17 protein-coding genes and 1 pseudogene are annotated in these 19,001 nt (G+C 41.7%); 10 read left to right on the forward strand and 8 right to left on the reverse strand.

Annotated elements, in window-relative coordinates:
* The 3 genes from L6773_RS04495 to L6773_RS04505 all read left to right on the forward strand — a co-directional run.
* Window positions 1-371, forward strand: a 371-nt coding sequence (locus tag L6773_RS04495; RefSeq protein ID WP_237852660.1) for a DUF5666 domain-containing protein, incomplete at its 5' end; no start/stop codon positions are given.
* Window positions 372-444: 73 nt separating this feature from the next.
* Entirely contained in the window at window positions 445-1,434 is a 990-nt protein-coding gene (locus L6773_RS04500) for a FecR family protein (protein WP_237852661.1), read from the forward strand.
* An 8-nt stretch (window positions 1,435-1,442) separates the two neighbouring features.
* Complete coding sequence (locus tag L6773_RS04505) at window positions 1,443-4,091, forward strand: TonB-dependent receptor (RefSeq protein ID WP_237852662.1); 2,649 nt, start codon at window positions 1,443-1,445, stop codon at window positions 4,089-4,091.
* Here the strand turns inward: L6773_RS04505 and L6773_RS04510 are convergent.
* The 3 genes and pseudogenes from L6773_RS04510 to recQ form a co-directional block, all read right to left on the reverse strand.
* Window positions 4,075-4,824, reverse strand: coding sequence for a uracil-DNA glycosylase (locus L6773_RS04510; RefSeq protein ID WP_237852663.1), 750 nt, complete (start codon window positions 4,822-4,824; stop codon window positions 4,075-4,077). The two genes, L6773_RS04505 and L6773_RS04510, sit on opposite strands and share 17 nt — an antisense overlap.
* Before the next feature lie 479 nt (window positions 4,825-5,303).
* Window positions 5,304-5,678: pseudogene (locus L6773_RS04515) on the reverse strand (GxxExxY protein).
* A gap of 160 nt (window positions 5,679-5,838) precedes the next feature.
* Window positions 5,839-8,016 carry a DNA helicase RecQ gene (gene recQ, locus L6773_RS04520; protein WP_237852664.1) on the reverse strand — a complete coding sequence of 726 codons (2,178 nt, stop codon included), beginning with the start codon at window positions 8,014-8,016 and terminating at the stop codon, window positions 5,839-5,841.
* Between the two features lie 117 nt (window positions 8,017-8,133).
* Between recQ and L6773_RS04525 the strand changes: the two genes are divergently transcribed.
* The 3 genes from L6773_RS04525 to L6773_RS04535 all read left to right on the forward strand — a co-directional run bounded on the left by L6773_RS04525 (window position 8,134) and on the right by L6773_RS04535 (window position 10,760).
* Window positions 8,134-8,550: a DUF1801 domain-containing protein gene (locus L6773_RS04525; RefSeq protein ID WP_237852665.1), complete on the forward strand. Its 417-nt coding sequence runs from the start codon at window positions 8,134-8,136 to the stop codon at window positions 8,548-8,550.
* A 275-nt stretch (window positions 8,551-8,825) separates the two neighbouring features.
* Window positions 8,826-9,386 (forward strand): hypothetical protein, encoded by a 561-nt coding sequence (locus tag L6773_RS04530; protein ID WP_237852666.1) that lies wholly within the window; start codon window positions 8,826-8,828, stop codon window positions 9,384-9,386.
* Window positions 9,387-9,590: 204 nt separating this feature from the next.
* Window positions 9,591-10,760: a hypothetical protein gene (locus tag L6773_RS04535; protein WP_237852667.1), complete on the forward strand. Its 1,170-nt coding sequence runs from the start codon at window positions 9,591-9,593 to the stop codon at window positions 10,758-10,760.
* 160 nt (window positions 10,761-10,920) lie between these two features.
* Here L6773_RS04535 and L6773_RS04540 read toward each other — a convergent pair whose 3' ends face one another.
* Entirely contained in the window at window positions 10,921-12,267 is a 1,347-nt protein-coding gene (locus tag L6773_RS04540) for a M24 family metallopeptidase (RefSeq protein ID WP_237852668.1), read from the reverse strand.
* Between the two features lie 95 nt (window positions 12,268-12,362).
* Here L6773_RS04540 and L6773_RS04545 point away from each other — a divergent pair, with 95 nt between their 5' ends.
* The 4 genes from L6773_RS04545 to L6773_RS04560 all read left to right on the forward strand — a co-directional run bounded on the left by L6773_RS04545 (window position 12,363) and on the right by L6773_RS04560 (window position 15,317).
* On the forward strand, window positions 12,363-13,448 hold the full coding sequence (locus L6773_RS04545) for a branched-chain amino acid aminotransferase (RefSeq protein WP_237852669.1): 1,086 nt from the start codon (window positions 12,363-12,365) through the stop codon (window positions 13,446-13,448).
* A 213-nt stretch (window positions 13,449-13,661) separates the two neighbouring features.
* Window positions 13,662-14,078, forward strand: a complete 417-nt coding sequence (locus L6773_RS04550) for a TonB-dependent receptor (protein WP_237852670.1) — start codon at window positions 13,662-13,664, stop codon at window positions 14,076-14,078.
* Between the two features lie 360 nt (window positions 14,079-14,438).
* On the forward strand, window positions 14,439-14,849 hold the full coding sequence (locus tag L6773_RS04555) for a TonB-dependent receptor plug domain-containing protein (RefSeq protein ID WP_237852671.1): 411 nt from the start codon (window positions 14,439-14,441) through the stop codon (window positions 14,847-14,849).
* A 54-nt stretch (window positions 14,850-14,903) separates the two neighbouring features.
* Window positions 14,904-15,317, forward strand: coding sequence for a TonB-dependent receptor (locus tag L6773_RS04560; RefSeq protein WP_237852672.1), 414 nt, complete (start codon window positions 14,904-14,906; stop codon window positions 15,315-15,317).
* A gap of 41 nt (window positions 15,318-15,358) precedes the next feature.
* Here the strand turns inward: L6773_RS04560 and L6773_RS04565 are convergent, their stop codons facing one another.
* The 4 genes from L6773_RS04565 to mnmA are packed head-to-tail and all read right to left on the reverse strand — an operon-like array spanning window position 15,359 to window position 18,942.
* Window positions 15,359-16,288, reverse strand: a complete 930-nt coding sequence (locus L6773_RS04565) for a bifunctional metallophosphatase/5'-nucleotidase (RefSeq protein WP_237852673.1) — start codon at window positions 16,286-16,288, stop codon at window positions 15,359-15,361.
* Window positions 16,285-17,004, reverse strand: a complete 720-nt coding sequence (locus tag L6773_RS04570) for a 5'-nucleotidase C-terminal domain-containing protein (protein WP_237852674.1) — start codon at window positions 17,002-17,004, stop codon at window positions 16,285-16,287. Before L6773_RS04570 ends, L6773_RS04565 begins: the two co-directional genes overlap by 4 nt.
* A gap of 6 nt (window positions 17,005-17,010) precedes the next feature.
* Window positions 17,011-17,763: a DUF4412 domain-containing protein gene (locus L6773_RS04575; protein WP_237852675.1), complete on the reverse strand. Its 753-nt coding sequence runs from the start codon at window positions 17,761-17,763 to the stop codon at window positions 17,011-17,013.
* Between the two features lie 42 nt (window positions 17,764-17,805).
* Entirely contained in the window at window positions 17,806-18,942 is a 1,137-nt protein-coding gene (mnmA, locus tag L6773_RS04580) for a tRNA 2-thiouridine(34) synthase MnmA (RefSeq protein WP_237852676.1), read from the reverse strand.
* Between the last annotated feature and the right edge of the window lie 59 nt (window positions 18,943-19,001).

Below are 19,001 nucleotides of genomic sequence, written 5' to 3' on the forward strand. Positions count from 1 at the left end.
ACGGGTCAATTACTTCAGCAACAAGCTCCACGTTTATGATCAATGGCCTGACATTTACCGTAAACGATGATACCGACATTGAAGGTGACGATGGTTTGAATACTCTCGATGATGTGGTGGATGCCCTGAATGATGGCGATGAAGTTGACGCCGAAGGTGAATACTACGAGGACGGCGACCAAAACATTGTCATTGAAGTAGAATTCGATGTCGAACGCCGAGAGGATGACGACGAAGATGACGGTGACGGAGATGGAGACGACGAAGGTGAAGATAATGACGGTGACTCGGATGACGACGGTGACGATGACTCCAACGATGAGGATGAAGAAGACGATGATGATGAGGAAGATGAAGAAGACGAGGATTAAATAAGAAAATAAGTCACCTAAACATATAGCGGGTACTGCTTTGAAATAAGCGGTACCTGCTATTATAAATCTTATGGCTGATAATAATCACATACCTGAAACCGAACGAAAACTTGCCAAACAGGTTCAATCTGTATTGGAAGAAAAAGGGACTCTCCTTTCGATTGATGATCCCTTGATGGATGAAATTGTCAATCATAAAAAGAGCCTATACTTCAGATATGAACATGAGTTATCTGAGAGCAAAGTACATAGCTGGAATAAAATTTCGTCATCCATTCAAAATGATATTTCTGGAAACCCTCAGAACACTAAGGCTTCTTCTCCTTTCAAATATCTCAATAGTCAAAAATCTTTATACCTTAAAGTTGCGGCTGCTCTTCTTTTAGCTGCACTGCTTTCAATCATTTACCTGCAACTGGATTTCAGTAAAGAGCAACTACTGGTTGAGGCAGAATCGAACCAGGTTACATATACTTTGGGAGATGAAAGCAGAATTCAATTACGGCCTAAATCCAGGTTATTTATTACAGGTCAGTCAGCAGAAGAGGTTCGATATAAATTGGAAGGTGAGGCTTTTTTCAATGTAACAAAGAATGGTCAACGAAGATTTTTAGTCGATACCCGAACCGGCATCGTTGAGGTTCTTGGAACATCCTTTAATATTCGTGAGTGGAATAACAAAACGGTTGTATACCTGCAGGACGGTTCTCTATCTTTATCCACTTCAAATCAAACAGAAAAGGTGACTCTGAATCCCGGAGAAGCCGCCTCAGTTACAGCCGATTCAGTTGTCGCTCAACCATTTCAAACCGATGGAGAACAATACACCTCATGGCAGCAAAACGAGATAATTCTCAACAATCGCACGGTGCAATCCATCGTCGAAGAACTTGAATACCATTACTCTATTGAAATATTGGTGCCTCAAAATATTCAAGATGAAGTTCTGGGTGGAAGGCTAACACTTGAAAATCGGAATTTAAGTCTCGAAAATTTAGGGATTGTATTAGGCGGAAATTTTTCTTCAATTGAAGGCAATACGTATCAATTTGTTGAATAGAGCCGGGTATGACCAAATTTTCGAAGTTTCTTCTGATTTTTGTACTCCCGTGTATTGGTGTATTTATAGAAACCTCATCACTTTCTGCTCAGGAAATCCAGTTCGATAATAAACCAGCGATAGAGGTATTCAATCAACTCCAGGATGAAACAAATTTCCGTTTCCTCTATCGGGAATCGTTAGTCTCAGACCTTCGTCTATCACTGCAAACTGATCATGAGACTTTTATAGATGACATTAAAACCAGCCTTCAACGCCACCAATTAACCACTAGGGTTGATAGTGTAGGAAAGCATATCATAGTACTTCCGGATCAATCAGAGCCGGATAAAAGCTCTGAATCAGTCCGAATTTCAGGCCGGGTCGTTGATGCACAAACCGGAGAACGTCTCCCCTACAGTACCCTGTACTGGCAAGAGAATGGAACAACCAATGGAGTTGTCGCCTCAACATCCGGTCGTTTCCAGGCCACAGTCAACCCAAAACAAGAACAAATAAACCTAAAAGCCTCATTTGTTGGTTATCAGGAATCCAATGTTACGATTCCGATCTTTTCGGGAGAGCAAATTGATGATATCACGATACGCCTCAAACCAAAAAGTGTAACCGGGGCAGAAATTATTGTGATTGGAAACCGGTATTACTCACCACAAGACACTTCATTGGCAGGTCTGATAAGTACCGACCGTTTTAGTCCGTTGGGCGAAAGTAATGCTATACGGGCTCTGCAGGTTCTTCCGTCAGTGGGTACAACAACTGCAATGAACGATGGCTTGAACATAAGAGGGAGTACGCCTGATGGATTTCAGCTTGAGCTCGACGGCATCACAATTTTCAATCAAAGCCATCTGTTTGGATTGCTGGACAGTTTTAACGAAAGTGCTGTTTTAAACAGCGGCTTTTTTTATGATGTGAGTCCGGCTCATATAAATTCCCCAATTGGCGGAAAGCTCTCTCTCACAACGCGAAGTGGTTCTCTACAGAATACAGAGATTGAAGCGGGAATCAGCAATACAAGTATCAAATCTACCATAGGCGGACCAATTCAAAAAGGAAAAAGCAGTTGGTTGATATCCGCTCGATCTTCTTATATGAACCAGGTCGACTGGTTTCAAAACAATGAACTGGTTCGCTGGGGACTTGATATCAATCGGCCCGGATCTGACATTGGCTCTGCTGAAAATATCGAAACAAACCTTGTTACTCCACGAAATTCAGATGTTTACTATTTAGACATCCACGGCAAGCTGTATTTTGAGCAAAAAAGCGGAAGCAGAACTATGGCGAGCCTTTATTTTGGAGGCGACCGTACAAACCATATTGCCGACCGCCTGGTACGAAGCAGTGCATCTCAGCGAAACTTTCAAACCCAAAATGTAGAAACCGAAAACAGATGGAATAATTTTGCTTCCTCCGTTCAGCACCAACGTTCTCTATCAGCCTCCGTGTACAGTAACACTATGTTAGGTTTGAGCACTTATGAAACACTTTTTAGAAAGGGCGATTTTCTCTATACAAACGTCACCCAAAGCGGCGAATCGCTCCAAACAACGGTATTTACATATCCGCTTTTGAACCGGAGCACCATGAACAGAGTCAAACTGGATCAAACCTTTGATATCCAACAAGATGAATTCTCGTTTAAAACAGGATTCACCGGGTATTATCACAGGGGTGAATACAGGGAAGAATCGTTCGATCGCCAATCATTTTATGCAAGAACGTCAAGTATCCAGGCAGATCTTTTTTTACAATCGGAGCTGAATCCCTTTGATTTTTTCTCTCTTCAGTCGGGAATCCGAACCCATTACTACTCTTCAGGTAAATATTTTCGAATATCTCCAAGAATAAAAGCCAATCTCTTTTCAGATAAAATTTTCTCAGTAAGTGCCGGGTATAGTAGAAATCACCAGTTCATTAACAGGGTGGGGTTCAGTAATGCTGTCACCGCAGATGTATGGGTTCTTGCCAATGAAACACAAGCCCCGTCCTCCGTTGATCAATTCACGGCGGGGATCTATATCAATCCAGTTTCCCGATTCTATTTACAGGCCGAAGGCTATTTAAAACGATATAAAAATCTCAGGTCTCATGAACTGAATGCCCAATCCCTTACAAACACTTTTACGGATTCTCCCTGGTTCTATGACAACGAAGGAGAAGGTAAAGGAGTAGAATTTTTAGCCCGCTATCGCGCCGGTTTTGTTACATTTTCCCAATCGTATACACTCTCTTCAATGAAGCTCCGCAATGATTCAATAAATGAGGGTGAGGAGTTTTACGCTCCGTGGGATCGAACACATGTTGGAACCACTAATCTCACTTTTAATCTCTCCTCGAATATTCAGCTGTTTGCTGCCTTTATCCTAGGCAGTGGTTCAGTAACCGGGACTTATGATTTTGCAAGAAATCAAAGTAGTCGACTGGGTACATACAGACGATTAGACATGTCTGCATTGTTCACCAAATCGATCGATGGAAAAACCATTCATGCAAAGTTTTCTGTGTTCAATCTATTGGATGAGCAAAATCCCTGGTATCGTGAATATCAGCCTGTGATTGTGACCAGAAATACTGTGCCAGCGATTCGATCAGAAATTGTGAGTGTGTATGATCTTGGAATCCAGCCCTCGTTCGAGATCAAAATAGATTTTTAACTTGTCTCCTGAATTTGGGGGCTCCACCGTTCGCGGGATGCCTCACCTGAATGTGATCAACACCAAGCTGTGATAAGCTGAGTTCGCATTTTCGCCCAACTGCAACCATCTCTACATCCTCAAACAATTTCATAAAACTTTTGAGATGATCGAGACCGGCATCCAGTTCATCTGCTGTAGGAGTTCGGTTACTGAGTAATCCCTGATCCGGTTTATATGGATGCCACGGTAGGGCATTCCAAAGAACCACTTCGTAGGGATTGATTCCCAGGTCGATCAACGCTCCCCACATGATGGTAGCAGTCGGTTCACTCATTCCTTTTTCGATAACCGTTGGAGAACTGGTTCGCTGCGGTTCAATTGTTTGAAATACATGATCCGGGCGAACGCCATATTTTGGTTCCTGGTGTCCAAGCAAAATTCGCTCGGAGGTCATCGCAATTCCTGTAAAATGTCCGCCTTGATAGCCGAGTGCTTCTGCAATAAACAGATACTTTGCAGTTTCAACCCGTTCACTCAGGTACGTTTTGAGCTGTTGCCGCCGAATTTCAGGGGCGTCTTTGGTTTCATCATGTTTATCATCCCGATGATACCAGGGATTAAAAAGCCCTTTCGGGCTATTTTGCAACGAGGAGATAAATTCATCAATCATATTCATTGTTGAGTGTCTCAATAAGTTCGAGACAAAAATAGAGGATTGGTTGACCGAAATCAGATGAAAATTTAATCTCATTCTGAACGCGTTGAATTTCGCGGTGGCATTGTGGTTTAAAGCCGTATGCAAAGGTACTGACTTACAGTTCAACTGTAACTTCTTCTTACCACAATGGCTCAAAGAAGACACAGCGGACACAGTGATTAACCAATACTTCATTCACATCCAATGCATAGTTACTCATACGCTGTGTCTTTTGTGAGTTCGCCGTGAATTTGTGGTTTTATACAATCATTTACGATCTAATCCGCATTGTAAACTTGTTTTTTTAACCACAACGACTCAAAGGAGGCACAAAGTCCACAACGATTTCTTACCTAAAGCAATAATTAGAAACCAAAACAAAAAATTCAGAATTTAACGACAGTACACTTTGTGCACTCCGTGAATTCGCTGTGCCGTAATGGTTTTCTTTTTTATTCTACTGACATTCGAAGTCTTAATCACTTTTAACCATAATGAAATGAAGGCCTTTCAAAGAAAAAATGGACTTTGAATCAAAGAATTACTCGCCTGATTCCCTTTTTCATCAAGGCCACGTTGAAATTTAGTAAGAGCCCGAGTCTTACATCAGTCAACTTCAGGTAGGTCAGAACTTGTGCTAAATGAACATCATTTAATGCTTCAACAGCCTTTAATTCTACGATCAGATGGTCATCCACCAAAAAATCCAAACGGTAAGCAGTAGAAATGGATCGTCCTTTATATTCGAGTGGTACTTCAGCTTAAGAAATGTAAGGAATGGAATTTTCGAATAATTCTGCCTCCATTGCCATTTGATACGCAGATTCTAACAATCCCGGTCCAAGGTTCTTATGGACCGTAAATGCACAATCCAATACCCTTGAGGCCAATTTATTTTCTCTCTCCATAACAAATTAGTTAGTTATTATATAAATCATTTACCCATTTATCGTACATACTTTTCACCACTAAGACACAGAGAAAATCCTTATGCTATAAAAAGACACGTTGTGTCCTAAGTGCCTTCTTTGTGCCGTCGTGGTTTACCCAAACAGTTATCGCCTGTAACTAATCCCCATTCCTCACAAAATACGCCAACTGTAAAATGCGGAGCTCATTGTAATCTACAGTTTTATCAAGTTTATCATAGATTGGCCTTAGGAGTTTCGGACCTACTTTTTCCATTGCCTCATACACTTCGTCCTTCTTTCTTTCAGAGAGTGATGAAGCTGCTAAAACTTCTGTCGGATCGATCTGGTGCCCGTCATCCACAAACTTTTTGAGATTACTCAAAATAGTTGACTCTTTCACCCCAAACTGCTCCGCCAGGTGTTCAACAGATTTGCCTTTATTGTACTCCTCGCCCACTCGTTCATATTTTTTCTTGGACTGCGTTTTCTTCACTTTCTTGCGAAGCAATTTCGAACGTTCTTCCACGTCATTTTCTTCACAATATTCTTTGATGATCTCCATGAAATCATTCCCATATTTTTTGAGCTTAATCGAACCGACTCCATAAATACTCATCAAACTCTCTTCATCCTGCGGGAAATAATAGGACATCTCCATCAGCGTGGTATCCGGAAAAATCACGTATGGTGGAATATCCTGATCGTCGGCCATCTCCTTTCGCCGTTTTCGAAGATCCTCAAACAGATGTTCATCATACTTGTTCTCCACCTCATTTTCGGTTCGTGGCATCGCTTGTTCTGGCGAGGTGGTTTGCGTTCTGTCCAGAATTCCGCGAACCTGTGATTCGCCTTTGAGTACCGCTTTGGCTTCATCGGTCAGAACCAGACTTCCATGCTTGGGATCTTTTTTCAGATGCCCTTTGCGAATCAGCATCCGTGAAAGCTGAATCCACTGATTTTTACTCCACTCCATTCCAATTCCATATGTGGAAAGCTCGTTGTGCTTGTTCTCTAACACTTTCTTCGCTTCAGATCCTCGCAAAATGTCAGCAATGTGATAAGCACCGTAGGTTTCATTTGTTCGGACCACACAACTCAAAAACTTCTGAGCCTGTTCAGTGAAATCCTGCTTATCACCCATCTGTTGCAAGCAGTAATCACACATTCCACAGTTATCTTTTTTATATTCCTCCCCAAAATATTCCATCAGTGGAATTCTTCGGCAGCCATCGTATTCCATGAAATCGAGCAGAGAATCAAGATGTTTTTTGGCAATTTCCTTCTCCTGCCCCTCTTTTTGATTGATGAAATACTGGATCTTCTGTTTGTCGGAATAGCTGTACAGTAAAAGACAATCTGCCTGGATTCCATCACGCCCGGCACGGCCAATTTGCTGGTAATAGGATTCAATATTCTGCGGCATATCGTGATGAATCACAAAGCGAACATCCGGCTTATTGATGCCCATTCCAAATGCAATTGTCGCCACTATAATGTCAACATCATCCTTGATAAACGCTTCCTGGTTTCGGGTCCGGGCCGCTTCTGAGAGTCCGGCATGATATGGACGAACAGAATGATCATTTGCCCTCAGATCGGCATTCAGCTCATCTACTTGTCTTCGCGAAAAGCAATAGATAATTCCGGATTGATTGGGCCGAGTGTACAAGAAATCAAGAATTTGATCTAATGGATTCTCTTTATCCACTACCTTCAAAAGAAGGTTTTTCCGATCGAAACTGGCCACAAATCGTCCCGAATCTTTCATCTCCAAAATCTGCTGAATGTCATCGCGAACTCGTGGCGTAGCCGTAGCCGTTAATGCGAGGCAAACAGCATCAGGAAAATCTTTTCGAACGGTGGCAAGCTTACGATAATCAGGCCGAAAATCGTGACCCCATTCAGAAATACAGTGAGCTTCATCGATCGTAAAACAATCGATCTCAAATTCGGTGAGAAGTTCACGCGTGGAATCCATCATCAGGGTTTCCGGAGCAAGGTAAAGCAGTTTAGCTTCGCCCCTTCGAAGTATTGCAATATTTTCCCGGTACTGTTCGGGCGTTAGTGAACTATTTAGATAAATCGCCGGAACTCCGAACTCTTCGAGTTGTTCCACCTGGTCTTTCATCAATGAGATAAGTGGCGAAATAACTACGGTTAAGCCGTCAAAAATCATTGAGGGTATTTGGTAGCAGATCGACTTTCCGCCACCGGTTGGCATAATGACCAGTGAATCTTTTTTCTGTAAAACGTTCTGAATAATATCTGCTTGTAGGGGTCTGAACTCTTCATACCCAAATGTTTCCTGCAGAATTTCTCTTGCCTTTTCTATCATTTAAAAAATTTGTTCTGATTAATTTCGAGGTTTCATGTATATAGTATGAGACAGAATCTCGGAATTCCTTACAGAATTCGCCCCCAAAGTTAAAAAAATCTAAAGTGAACCTCAGTTATGGCTGAAAATAAAACAAAACCAACCGATCAATCCGTAAAAGCATTTATCAATGCTCTTGATGATGAACAAAAGATAGCTGACTCCAATGCACTGATCGATCTCATGAAAGAAGTGACCGGCTGCGAGCCTAAAATGTGGGGATCGAGTATCATCGGTTTTGATCAATTTCATTATAAATACGAGAGCGGTCGGGAGGGTGATTTTCTTAAAGTTGGATTTTCTCCCCGAAAACGAGAATTCTCTATCTACCTGATGTGCAGTTTCGACAAAAATGAGAGGCTCATGGAAAAGCTTGGAAAACATCGAACGGGCAAATCGTGCCTGTATGTGAAGAGACTCAAAGATATTGATATAAACGTGTTGAAAGAACTTGTAAAAGAATCCATAAGATTTGTGGATGAGAAATATGGATAGAATGCCAGTTGGATATATACATCGGATGAATATTCAACTATAACATTTTCTTCCGGGCAAATATCCTCGGCCGATGAATCCTTAAAGAAAACCAATTCCACAAAATTTGTTTCAGTGAGCCTTTTCAACTACTTTAAAATAAGCAAAAACAACGCCTCATCTCTAAACCACTTAACTCCACAGTTATGAAGATCAAGACCTTTCCCATCATATTCATAATATTATTCACCCTGATTTTGAACAATGATTTCATTCAAGCACAATCCGATTCATCGATGAGTTTTTTCATTACGAGCGTAGGTACGGGAAATGGCGCTGATCTGGGCGGCCTTGACGGAGCCGATCAACATTGCCAGATGTTAGCCGAAGAAGCCGGCGCAAATGACAAAACCTGGCGTGCTTACCTGAGCACAACCTCTCCTGTTGTGAATGCACGAGATCGTACCGGTGATGGTCCGTGGTACAACGCAAATGGAGTGATGGTAGCTGAAAATGTTGAACACCTGCATAGTAACGATAACAATCTCAATAAAGAAAATTCTATTGATGAGAATGGTGAGATTGTCAACGGCCGAGGAGACGATCCCAACATGCATGACATTCTTACCGGGTCAACTCTTGATGGAATGGCTTTTGATAGTGATGAAGATACCACCTGCAGCGACTGGACAAGCAGCACGGAAGATGGGAGTGCACAAGTTGGGCACCATGACAGAACCGGCGGTGGTGAAAATCCTGAATCCTGGAACTCCGCTCATGGTTCAAGAGGTTGCAGCCAGGCAAACCTCCAGGGAACCGGTGGAAATGGTTTATTCTATTGTTTTGCGATTGATTAGTAGTCATACATCGGATGAGTGTACATATGTAGAATTTACATTAAAGACAGACATACTCATCCGTTGAATGGGCATAGGTGATTTACCGAACAAAAGCCTCTCCTCTTATTAGAACAGCTTAACATTATCATGCTATTGGTGCGCCAACGGATCCTCGATATCTATAGGTAGTACTATTAAACCGTACCTAAGCAAGAGGTTGTTATGATGAAAAGGCTATCCGTTACCCTAATGATACTTGCGTTTTTTAGCGCACCCCTGTCTGCACAATCTACATATGTAGAGTTCAGTTACCAATCTTTCAGGCCCTTTATCCATTTTCAGTTAAACCTGAGCAACTCGTACAGTTATTACGAGGATCCTTACCACTCGGCCTACCTGAAAGGCTATATGGATGGTGTGAATGATGCCTATTACAATGAATACCGGTTTTATGATTTAGTTCGAGACATTGATATTTACGAAGCCGGATATCGCGACGGATACAGAGATCGCGATCTGATGATTCGACTTCGAGGCATTGACTGGTATTACCTGAACAGGTTTGTATATGATGATTATCACTCCCCCTACTATTCCGTGCAAATTTGGCTCGGCGGATTGAGCCTGGCCTTTTTACAGGTCCCCGAACGGCGACTTCCACGCTACTGGAAACGACATGCTCATCCGGTATTTGTGAAGTATAGAAATTGGCACAAGTACCGGCACCGTTACAATGACAGGGAATACAGGCATTATGTGCATATCGAAAGAGATTATAAAAAACGGTTGACCCGATGGAGAAAAGAGGCCCACAGAGAACGAAACAGGTATAAAAATCAGCGAGGCCGCGATGGATACCGAACTGGGAGAATAGAACGGTATTCAAAAGTTGACAAAAGGCAGGCACGACAACGAATCCGAGAGCAGCCAAAAACACAACGTCAACGCTCCAAAACCGTGCAAACTTCACGGCGAAATCGAACCATCGGTAATACTAAATTGAATAAACCTTCAGAGAGGCATATTAATATTCAATCCAGATCTGATTCCCGAGTAGATAGAAATCGTGATATAAGAAGCAACAGAAATCCAAAAGTTAAAGAATCACAAAAGAAACAGATCAATATTCGATCTCGGTCCAGGCCCAATTCTCTTTTGGATAGAAACCGTGATGTGAGAGAGAACCAAAACAAACAGATTAATAGAACTTCGAATCGCCGGCCCGAGACAGTCCGATCAAATAACCGGGATGGAAGAAGTTCCAAACGAACTATCCGAAATGAGAGCAATCGAAAGAAGAGCCGTGGAACCGTTCAAAAAGACAGAGGTGGTACAAAAAGTAAAGGGCGCAGCACTCGAAAAGGCAGAGGCAATAATAAACGAGATAACTAAATTGGTAGATCGGCTGCCAAGTCCAGCTTGGTTGCCGAATCTTTTGTTATTGCCATCTATTCAGCAGATGCGATGAAAAGAAAATCCGCGAATTTTCTCAAATTTGTATATTTCAATCTCGAATATTAACAGCCCATCTAAAAAAAACTTCGCGGATTTATCAATTCTGTCTCGGAATCAAATACAGCGATTTCATTCGGCCGTCAATGTAGCGGATGCTGTCCCCGTCAAAAAAGGCATCTTCTTCCAACATGATACGAACCGTACGGTCCCACTCCGGTACATGAACTTCTGCGTTCAACTCAATCGAATGAGCCGTGTTTGGATAGAGCGGATAATCACCTTTTCCGGGAACACCCTCTTGCTGATCCCACAGCCCAATAGTCGGACCCGCCGCATGGCCATGATACCCGATTGGATGCGTATAGATCGTCGCGTTGATTCCTTCTGATTCGGCCTTTTCGAGGGATGATGCTAAAATCTCATTCCCGGTTCGGCTGGTTTCAAATTCTGCCGTAAAAATATCCTGGAGCCGGTTTCCGGTCGCCAGTGCTTCTTTCAGACCTTCCGGAGCTTCCGTTTCGCCGGGGCGAAGAACATAGGCATTTCTCTGCGTATCTGTTGAGAGTCCCAGATATTCAATCCCAAAATCGATATGAATCAGGTCACCCGGCATGATCACATCCGAATCATCTGCAAAGTAATCTGAAAAATCTCCCGTATGCTTATCATTTTCACTTCGCTGAACAGAAACTGAGGGATGAAACCATGTGGCCAATTTCAAATCACGAATCTTTTCACGATACCACCATTGAACATCCTGAGTGGTTGTAACACCCGGTGTAATTACTCTTTCTGATAATCCCTCTGCTACAATGTAATGGGCAATCCGATTGATCTGAGGATAGATTGTCATCTCCTGCTCTGTTCGAGTTTCCAGCCATCCAATTGCCAGGTTTTCGGCTGAGACGATTCGATCCTGCAAATCAGCATTCAGGCTGTTATTCAGATACGTATAATCTGTATGGCTGATTCCGTCTGCAAGTGCAAAATCCTCAGAAATATTCACTGCAATTTTTTCCGGATTTCGTTCTGCTACAACCTCTCCGAACCTTTTCCATTGATCCGGTTCGGCTTCGGGATCCCACTGCGTTTCAAAAAATCCGATATTGTATCGGGCAACGGCGAGTCGCTCAACAGTTTCACCATCATCAAAAAACACCAAAATGGTTGTCCTGCGAGACGATTGCCAAGTGGCTGGAAGCATGGTCAGAAGCACCGGATCTTCATTATACTCGCGCGCAACAAGGACCCACATGTCTATTCCTTCACGCCTCATCAGCTCGGGAATAAGGTTGTCCAGCCTATATTCCGTCCATTGATCCATCACCTCAGCACGCTCTCTCATCGGGAGAATATCTGGTTGAATATCGTTCCTTGTTTGGCTTAAAGCGGGATTTTGTATTATAAATGAAATTACAAAAAACAAGAGGACAATTTTTTTCATTTCTTTACAGAATTTTTTTAACAATAGTATTCTTTGCTAAGCAGTTTTAAAAAAACACATTATCTTATAAGTGTTGAAATTTAAATACGGCAGTCATGAATATAAAAATAACCCAAACAGATCAAAGCAGAATCTCTGAAATCGATTTTAACAATCTCCAGTTCGGTCGCGTGTTTTCCGACCATATGTTTGAGATGGTCTATCGTGATGGAAAGTGGGTAGATGCTGAAATTAAACCGTACGGCCCTATCACATTCGATCCGTCCATGATGGCCCTTCATTATGGGCAAGCCATTTTTGAAGGAATGAAGGCGTACTATGCTGATGATGAGACAATCAACCTGTTTCGTCCAATGGATCACCACAAACGCCTGAACAATTCTGCAAAACGATTGTGTATGCCCGAGATCGATGAATCCGTATTTATCGATGCTCTCGAAAAACTCCTTCAACTCGATTATAAATGGGTTCCCAAAACTCACGGACATGCTCTATACATTCGTCCGTTAATGTTTGCATCCGAAGAATATATTGCCGCAACCGTTTCAAAAGAATATCATTTCTACATTATTACAAGTCCTGTAGCTGCTTACTACAAAGAGGGCTTTAATCCAGTTTCTTTAACCACTACTAACGAATACGTTCGGGCAGCCAAAGGTGGAACCGGCGAAGCTAAAGCAGCCGGCAATTACGGTGGAAGTCTCCTGCCAGCTATAAAAGCTCAAGAAGAGGGCTACACCCAGGTATTATGGCTCGATGCCAAAGAGCACAAGTATGTAGAAGAGGTAGGCACCATGAATATCTTCTTTTTGATGGGTGATACTGTTGTAACCCCAGAACTTGGCGGTACGGTTTTACCGGGAATTACCCGGCGATCTGTACTTGCCCTGGCTAAAGAATGGAATTTAAATGTTGAGGAACGAAAGATTACTATAGAGGAGGTATTCGAATCCCACGAAAATGGAGAATTGAATGAGGTTTTTGGGGCAGGAACGGCAGCCGTTATTTCTCCGGTAGGTTTGATCCATCACAACGGAAAAACCATAACTTTAGATCAGGAAAAAATCGGTCCTTTCGCCAAAAAAATGTTTGATGCAATCACCGGCATTCAATACGGAAATCAAACCGATCCTCACAGTTGGACTCATCCTGTTAAGGTTAGCTCTGCAGTTCTTTCGTAAAAATTTTATAAATAATTGCAAGATTGATCTTAGTTAATTAGTATAAATTGTTAGGAAATTAAGAAGCGTTGATTTTCCAGTCAAAATTTCTGCGTTGAGCTTTTCTATTAGTTTTTTTGTGGAAATTATTTCTCTCCTAATTACATGCAATTAGATATACAAAGAAGTAGTTTTAAACCGTTTCTTATTAAACAAGTTTAAAAAGGAGGAGTTATGAGAACAGCAATCATTCTTTTAATCTTTGCATTTGCGGCTTTTACGGTCGCTTGCTCCTCTGTGAGCTCTACAGTTGCTGGTGATAACAAAAACAGGCCGGAAGGAAGCGTTTATGATGACAATGATTATTTCACCAGTCTTGCCGATTATCTGCATAAAGTACCCGGAGTAAATATTTCAGGTTCGGGAATGGTGACAATTCGTGGTATGAACTCATTCGATACCACATATTCTCCGATTACTCCATTATTCGTAATAGACGGAATTGCAGTGGGTTACTCATACAATGAAGCTAATAGAATGGTGCATCCGCTTTACATAGATTACGTAAAAGTTTTGAAAGGTCCTGATGCGACCATTTATGGGTCAAGAGGTGGTAATGGAGTTATTGAGATCGTAACGAGAAAAATGTGATGTTCAGTTTTTTAAAAAACTACTCCACATGACTATTATAAAGATATTGTATCAGTTTAAAATTGTTTACAGTAAACCATGTCGGAAAATTCAATTGTATATACCAAAAATATTTAGAAATTTTTTAACACATTAGATCCGACTTAACAATAACTGAGCTTAAGTTAATGCAATTAATTCAGTACCGTACTTAAATTCTTTGTATATCAAATATAAAATCTTTTTATATAGTTGATGGAAATGCAGTTGGTTACCTCTGATGTTGTGTCTAAATACCATACTGAGTCCGCAAGAAAAGAATTTAATTTTCGTTTTTAATAAAAGTGGTACAATATCAATAAAGAATAAATCGGAGATGCTATGAAATTTAAATTTTTTTTACCAATTATCGCGTTGTCACTAATGTTTGCAGCTTGCACTTCAACGGGTAGTACTACATCAAATAACACAGATACGGATGGAAGAATATCGAATGAAAATGATTACTACAGAAGTTTAGCGGACTACTTAACCAAAGTACCGGGTGTAAATGTGAGAGGTTCTGGCGAAAATGCTTATGTGACAATTCGGGGCATAAGTTCTTTTCAATCCGGCAATACACCTCTGTATGTAGTGGATGGTCAAGCTGTCGGTAATAGTTATTCACGCGCAAATAACATTGTGAATCCCCAGGATATAGATTATGTTCGTGTACTTAAAGGACCTGATGCTGCAATTTACGGGGTTCGGGGTGCAAATGGCGTTATTGAAATAATAACGAAAAAGACCTAATAAAAGATTGTTACTACACGTTTAGATAACAAATACATAACCAATCACAATTCTATGAAACATATTTTAGCTTCTTCGATCATTGCATTTGCACTGATTTTCTCTGGATGTTCGTCTGTAGGTTCTTCAGTCTCTCATAACTCAGGCAGACCTGACGGCAGTATATCTGATGATATGAATTACTTCAGAAGCCTCGCCGACTTTCTGGAAAACGTTCCCGGTGTTAGCGTACAAGGCCAGGGTAATAATGCATATATAACAATTCGTGGTATTAGCTCTTTTAACACAACAAACGAGCCACTTTATGTGATTGATGGACACGCAGTTGGAAATTCTTATATCGAAGCCAATAGAATTGTTACACCAAATGACATCGATTATGTTCGTGTTTTGAAAGGGCCTGATGCAGCCATCTATGGAGTCCGGGGTGCCAACGGTGTTATTGAGATTGTAACAAGGAAAGTTTGATCTGTGATTGTTTGTTATTTAGGTGTAGCAAAGAAATTGCTTTAACTGTTTCCACCAATAGTGTAGTATTGGCTTGTTACCAACGGGCGAGGAGATTTTTTATTTAAATGTAGATCTATGCGACCCAAACGTATACCGCTATGTCCCATCTGCGTTATAAGTGTTTCTGAACCGTCTGGATTTTCAACCGCTACATGATTATCCAAAAAAGTGTGAGTATGCCCTCCAATAATAAGATCTATACCGGATACTTCTTGCGCCAGTGAAACATCATCTATTTGATTTCCATCATATTCATACCCTAGATGGCTCAGGCAAATGATATAATCACATGCATGAAAATTACGGAAGTTTTCTACAGATCTTTTCGCACTCAGAACCGGATCACGATAGTGAACCCTTCCGTGTAGTTTTGGATCTACAATCCCTTCGAGCTGAATGCCCAATCCGAAAATGCCAACTTTATATCCATCTATCTCTTTAATAAGTTCATGCTCTACAAATGGGTGCATCGGGGTATTCCACGTTGAGTAGTTCGCACACAGAAAAGAAAATTCTGCACTCTTTGCTGCATCAGCAAAACCCTCCAAACCTAAATCGAACTCATGGTTTCCGATAGCCATCGCATCGTATCCCATCTCGCTCATCATCTCAAAATCTACTTTACCTCCATACTGATCAAACCATGGTGTCCCCTGGAATACGTCTCCGGCATCCAATAAAAGAACATTTTTTTCTTCAAACCGTATTTTTTTTACAAGTGAGGATCGTTTTGCAATTCCGCCAAGTCCGGCAAACTCTCTTGCGTTCTTTGGATAAGGATCAATTCGTGAATGCGTGTCGTTTGTATAAAGAATGGTAATCGAAGGATTCTCAATAAGGTCAGTGAATTTGTCAGCAATCCCTGGAACTACGGCAGATCCCGCAAGTGCATAAACCGACTGTTTTAGAAATGTTTTTCGTGAAATCATCGACGGATCCGGCCATCGGTTGAAGCCGTCAGCTCCACCTGATTTTTAAAGTAGTTTATATACACTTCCCGGATGGATAGTTCGAGGTCTGATCGATCAGATACATTCCAAAGCGCCGGAAATTTGTCGCCACCATTTGCCGCCCAACTGCTTGTTGCCACTAAATATGTCTCATCCGGATCTAAAACCTGGGCATTCACCAACACACTGTTTGGATTTCCATCTTCATCAATTCGAAAACGCACACCGCTTATGGGGGCTCCTCCCATATCGGCCACTTGCTCAATCAGCGTCATCAGTTTTTCACCACTCATTGAAAGCACGACAAGATGATTATTATAGGGCATAAATTCGTAAACATCTCTTACGGTTAATTTGCCGGGTACGAAATATAGTTTAAACGATTCTTCCCCCGTGATCCCCACATGTACGAATTGCCTTAGAGTGCTCGCAGCCTGGAATCTCAGGGCATCGGCTACAATATTATTCAGTGATGATTCCGGTTTTCCAAACTTAAGAGTGTCCTGAACAGTGGCTACCTTCTGCCCCATTACCGAATTCATAGAGTCTCTGTATGCATCCAGTTGTCGGGCCATTTGTGGATCAGGCTCAGGATAGGCAGATGTTGGTTGTTCAATTTCAGTCGTTGTAGAAAAGTAAGCGCAGCCGGTAAGAAGGAAACAAAATCCGATTACCCGGATAATTCTATAACTCATGGGACATTAATTCTGCCTGAACATGTTCATCATTAATTCTGTAAGACCGATCAGTTTCAATGCGGGTGAAAGGGTGGTTTTTGTCCTGTCGAATGTATCTTCATCAATGGAAACTGATTCTGCTTTAAATACCACCTGCTCATTTACAAAAGATTCAACCAAAAGAGGAAAACTCTGATTGTTCATCACAACTTCAATGGGCACTTCCCGGTCGAGCTGTTTAGAGCCAATAGCATACCAGGCATCTGAAAGTAAACCCCAGTCGACATTAATTTCATTGGTCAGCCAAACAGATACGTATTCATTCTCAGTCTCACCCTTTACAATGAACTGTTGGGTATTATACCCGTGAATTCGCTGTTCTTCCCCGGTTTCAACCAACCGCTCTTCCCACGGGAACGGCTCCATCGCTGCATTCTGCTGCTGCCCCCGCATCTGGTTGATCAAGTTAACCAGGCTTTCCAGGTCACTTTTTGCAACCTGTAGTCCCTCATCCTCATTTGTAATCACTACAAAATCCTGTTCATCATGTCTCACAAGCACACCTTGTGCCCGCAATCCCGCCATCACATTCATGGATACATTTGAATCAACAAAGATTCTATTCTCTGTGAATGTCATATCCATCAACACCGGTTGGCCCGACTGCTGGTTCGGGTTTGTTACCTCAAAAGAGATCTCTCCCTCAAATTGAGCAACTGCGGTACCCGTGAACAGCACAAAAAGGAAAATCAAACAAAATACTAGACGTGAATTCATCATTATCTGATAAGAAAAGGTTCGTTTAGGAGAATCTGTCAATTAAGCTTCCAGCTCAAGCTGTTCTTCTATCTCCACATTTACTTTGTGGATCCAACCACCGGCTACAACATCGTCGCCCTCGTAACAAACTACAGCTTGACCGGGTGTTATCGCTTCCCTCCCAGCCGGAAATGTAACTTCAATTTCCTCGTCAGAGAGTTGCTTTAAAGTTCCGATTGCTCCGTTATCATTATACCTGATTTTTCCGGTCATTTCCATCTTTCCGCCGGGAATTTTATCATATTTTACCAAGTTGATCTCTTTCGCACGGCATGTAGTACTGATCAGATCTTTCTTTTCTCCAATCGTTATGACGTTTTTTTCCGCATCAATGTCAGTGACATACACAGGTTTACCCATTGCTAGATTCAAGCCGCGTCTCTGTCCAATGGTATAAAATGGAAATCCTTTATGTTTGCCTACAATATTTCCTTGCTGATCTACAAAAACACCACCACTCACTTTCTCTTCGAGATCGTCAACTTTATCTTTCAGAAACCGATGGTAATTGTTATCAGGGATGAAGCAAATTTCGTAGGAATCAGGTTTATTGGCTACATTCAACAGGCCATACTCTTCAGCAATGTCGCGAATTTCAGTTTTACGATACTTACCGAGTGGAAAAATTGTTCGTTCTAGGTGTTCTTGCCGAACTCCCCAAAGTGCATACGATTGATCTTTGTTATGATCTTTCCCTTTTGAGATAACATAGCGGCCATTTTCTTCGCGAACATTTGCATAATGTCCTGTTGCGATATAATCACAACCGAGATTATCGGCTCGTCTGAGAAGTGCCGCCCATTTGATATGAGTATTACACAGAACACATGGATTGGGTGTTCGTCCGCTGGTATAATCTTCAATAAACCGGTCGATCACCCAGTTACCGAACTCGTCTCTAATATCTACAATAAAATGTTTGAAGCCGTGACGTACTGCAATTTGGCGGGCATCATTCATGGACTCTACGGTGCAGCAGCCCGTTTCTTTCCCGTTATTGCCACCACTTCGGTGGTAATCCCAGGTTTTCATAGTGATGCCAATCACCTCGTATCCTTGTTTGTGAAGCATTACAGCCGCAACGGAAGAGTCAACTCCACCACTCATTGCAACCAGAACACGTCCTTTTTTACTCATAATTAACTGTTTCTTGAATTAGCTCCAAAAGATAAGGCTTTTAAATATCGATTTCACGT

Source organism: Rhodohalobacter sulfatireducens (assembly GCF_022012475.1).
Classification (GTDB): domain Bacteria; phylum Bacteroidota; class Rhodothermia; order Balneolales; family Balneolaceae; genus Rhodohalobacter; species Rhodohalobacter sulfatireducens.

Bases quoted from the DNA above. Each gene is read 5' to 3' on its own strand.
- L6773_RS04500 (WP_237852661.1), top strand. From the start codon at position 445: ATGGCTGATAATAATCACATACCTGAAACCGAACGAAAACTTGCCAAA.
- L6773_RS04505 (WP_237852662.1), top strand. From the start codon at position 1,443: ATGACCAAATTTTCGAAGTTTCTTCTGATTTTTGTACTCCCGTGTATT.
- L6773_RS04510 (WP_237852663.1), bottom strand. From the start codon at position 4,824: ATGAGATTAAATTTTCATCTGATTTCGGTCAACCAATCCTCTATTTTT.
- recQ (WP_237852664.1), bottom strand. From the start codon at position 8,016: ATGATAGAAAAGGCAAGAGAAATTCTGCAGGAAACATTTGGGTATGAA.
- L6773_RS04525 (WP_237852665.1), top strand. From the start codon at position 8,134: ATGGCTGAAAATAAAACAAAACCAACCGATCAATCCGTAAAAGCATTT.
- L6773_RS04530 (WP_237852666.1), top strand. From the start codon at position 8,826: ATGAGTTTTTTCATTACGAGCGTAGGTACGGGAAATGGCGCTGATCTG.
- L6773_RS04535 (WP_237852667.1), top strand. From the start codon at position 9,591: ATGATGAAAAGGCTATCCGTTACCCTAATGATACTTGCGTTTTTTAGC.
- L6773_RS04540 (WP_237852668.1), bottom strand. From the start codon at position 12,267: ATGAAAAAAATTGTCCTCTTGTTTTTTGTAATTTCATTTATAATACAA.
- L6773_RS04545 (WP_237852669.1), top strand. From the start codon at position 12,363: ATGAATATAAAAATAACCCAAACAGATCAAAGCAGAATCTCTGAAATC.
- L6773_RS04550 (WP_237852670.1), top strand. From the start codon at position 13,662: ATGAGAACAGCAATCATTCTTTTAATCTTTGCATTTGCGGCTTTTACG.
- L6773_RS04555 (WP_237852671.1), top strand. From the start codon at position 14,439: ATGAAATTTAAATTTTTTTTACCAATTATCGCGTTGTCACTAATGTTT.
- L6773_RS04560 (WP_237852672.1), top strand. From the start codon at position 14,904: ATGAAACATATTTTAGCTTCTTCGATCATTGCATTTGCACTGATTTTC.
- L6773_RS04565 (WP_237852673.1), bottom strand. From the start codon at position 16,288: ATGATTTCACGAAAAACATTTCTAAAACAGTCGGTTTATGCACTTGCG.
- L6773_RS04570 (WP_237852674.1), bottom strand. From the start codon at position 17,004: ATGAGTTATAGAATTATCCGGGTAATCGGATTTTGTTTCCTTCTTACC.
- L6773_RS04575 (WP_237852675.1), bottom strand. From the start codon at position 17,763: ATGAATTCACGTCTAGTATTTTGTTTGATTTTCCTTTTTGTGCTGTTC.
- mnmA (WP_237852676.1), bottom strand. From the start codon at position 18,942: ATGAGTAAAAAAGGACGTGTTCTGGTTGCAATGAGTGGTGGAGTTGAC.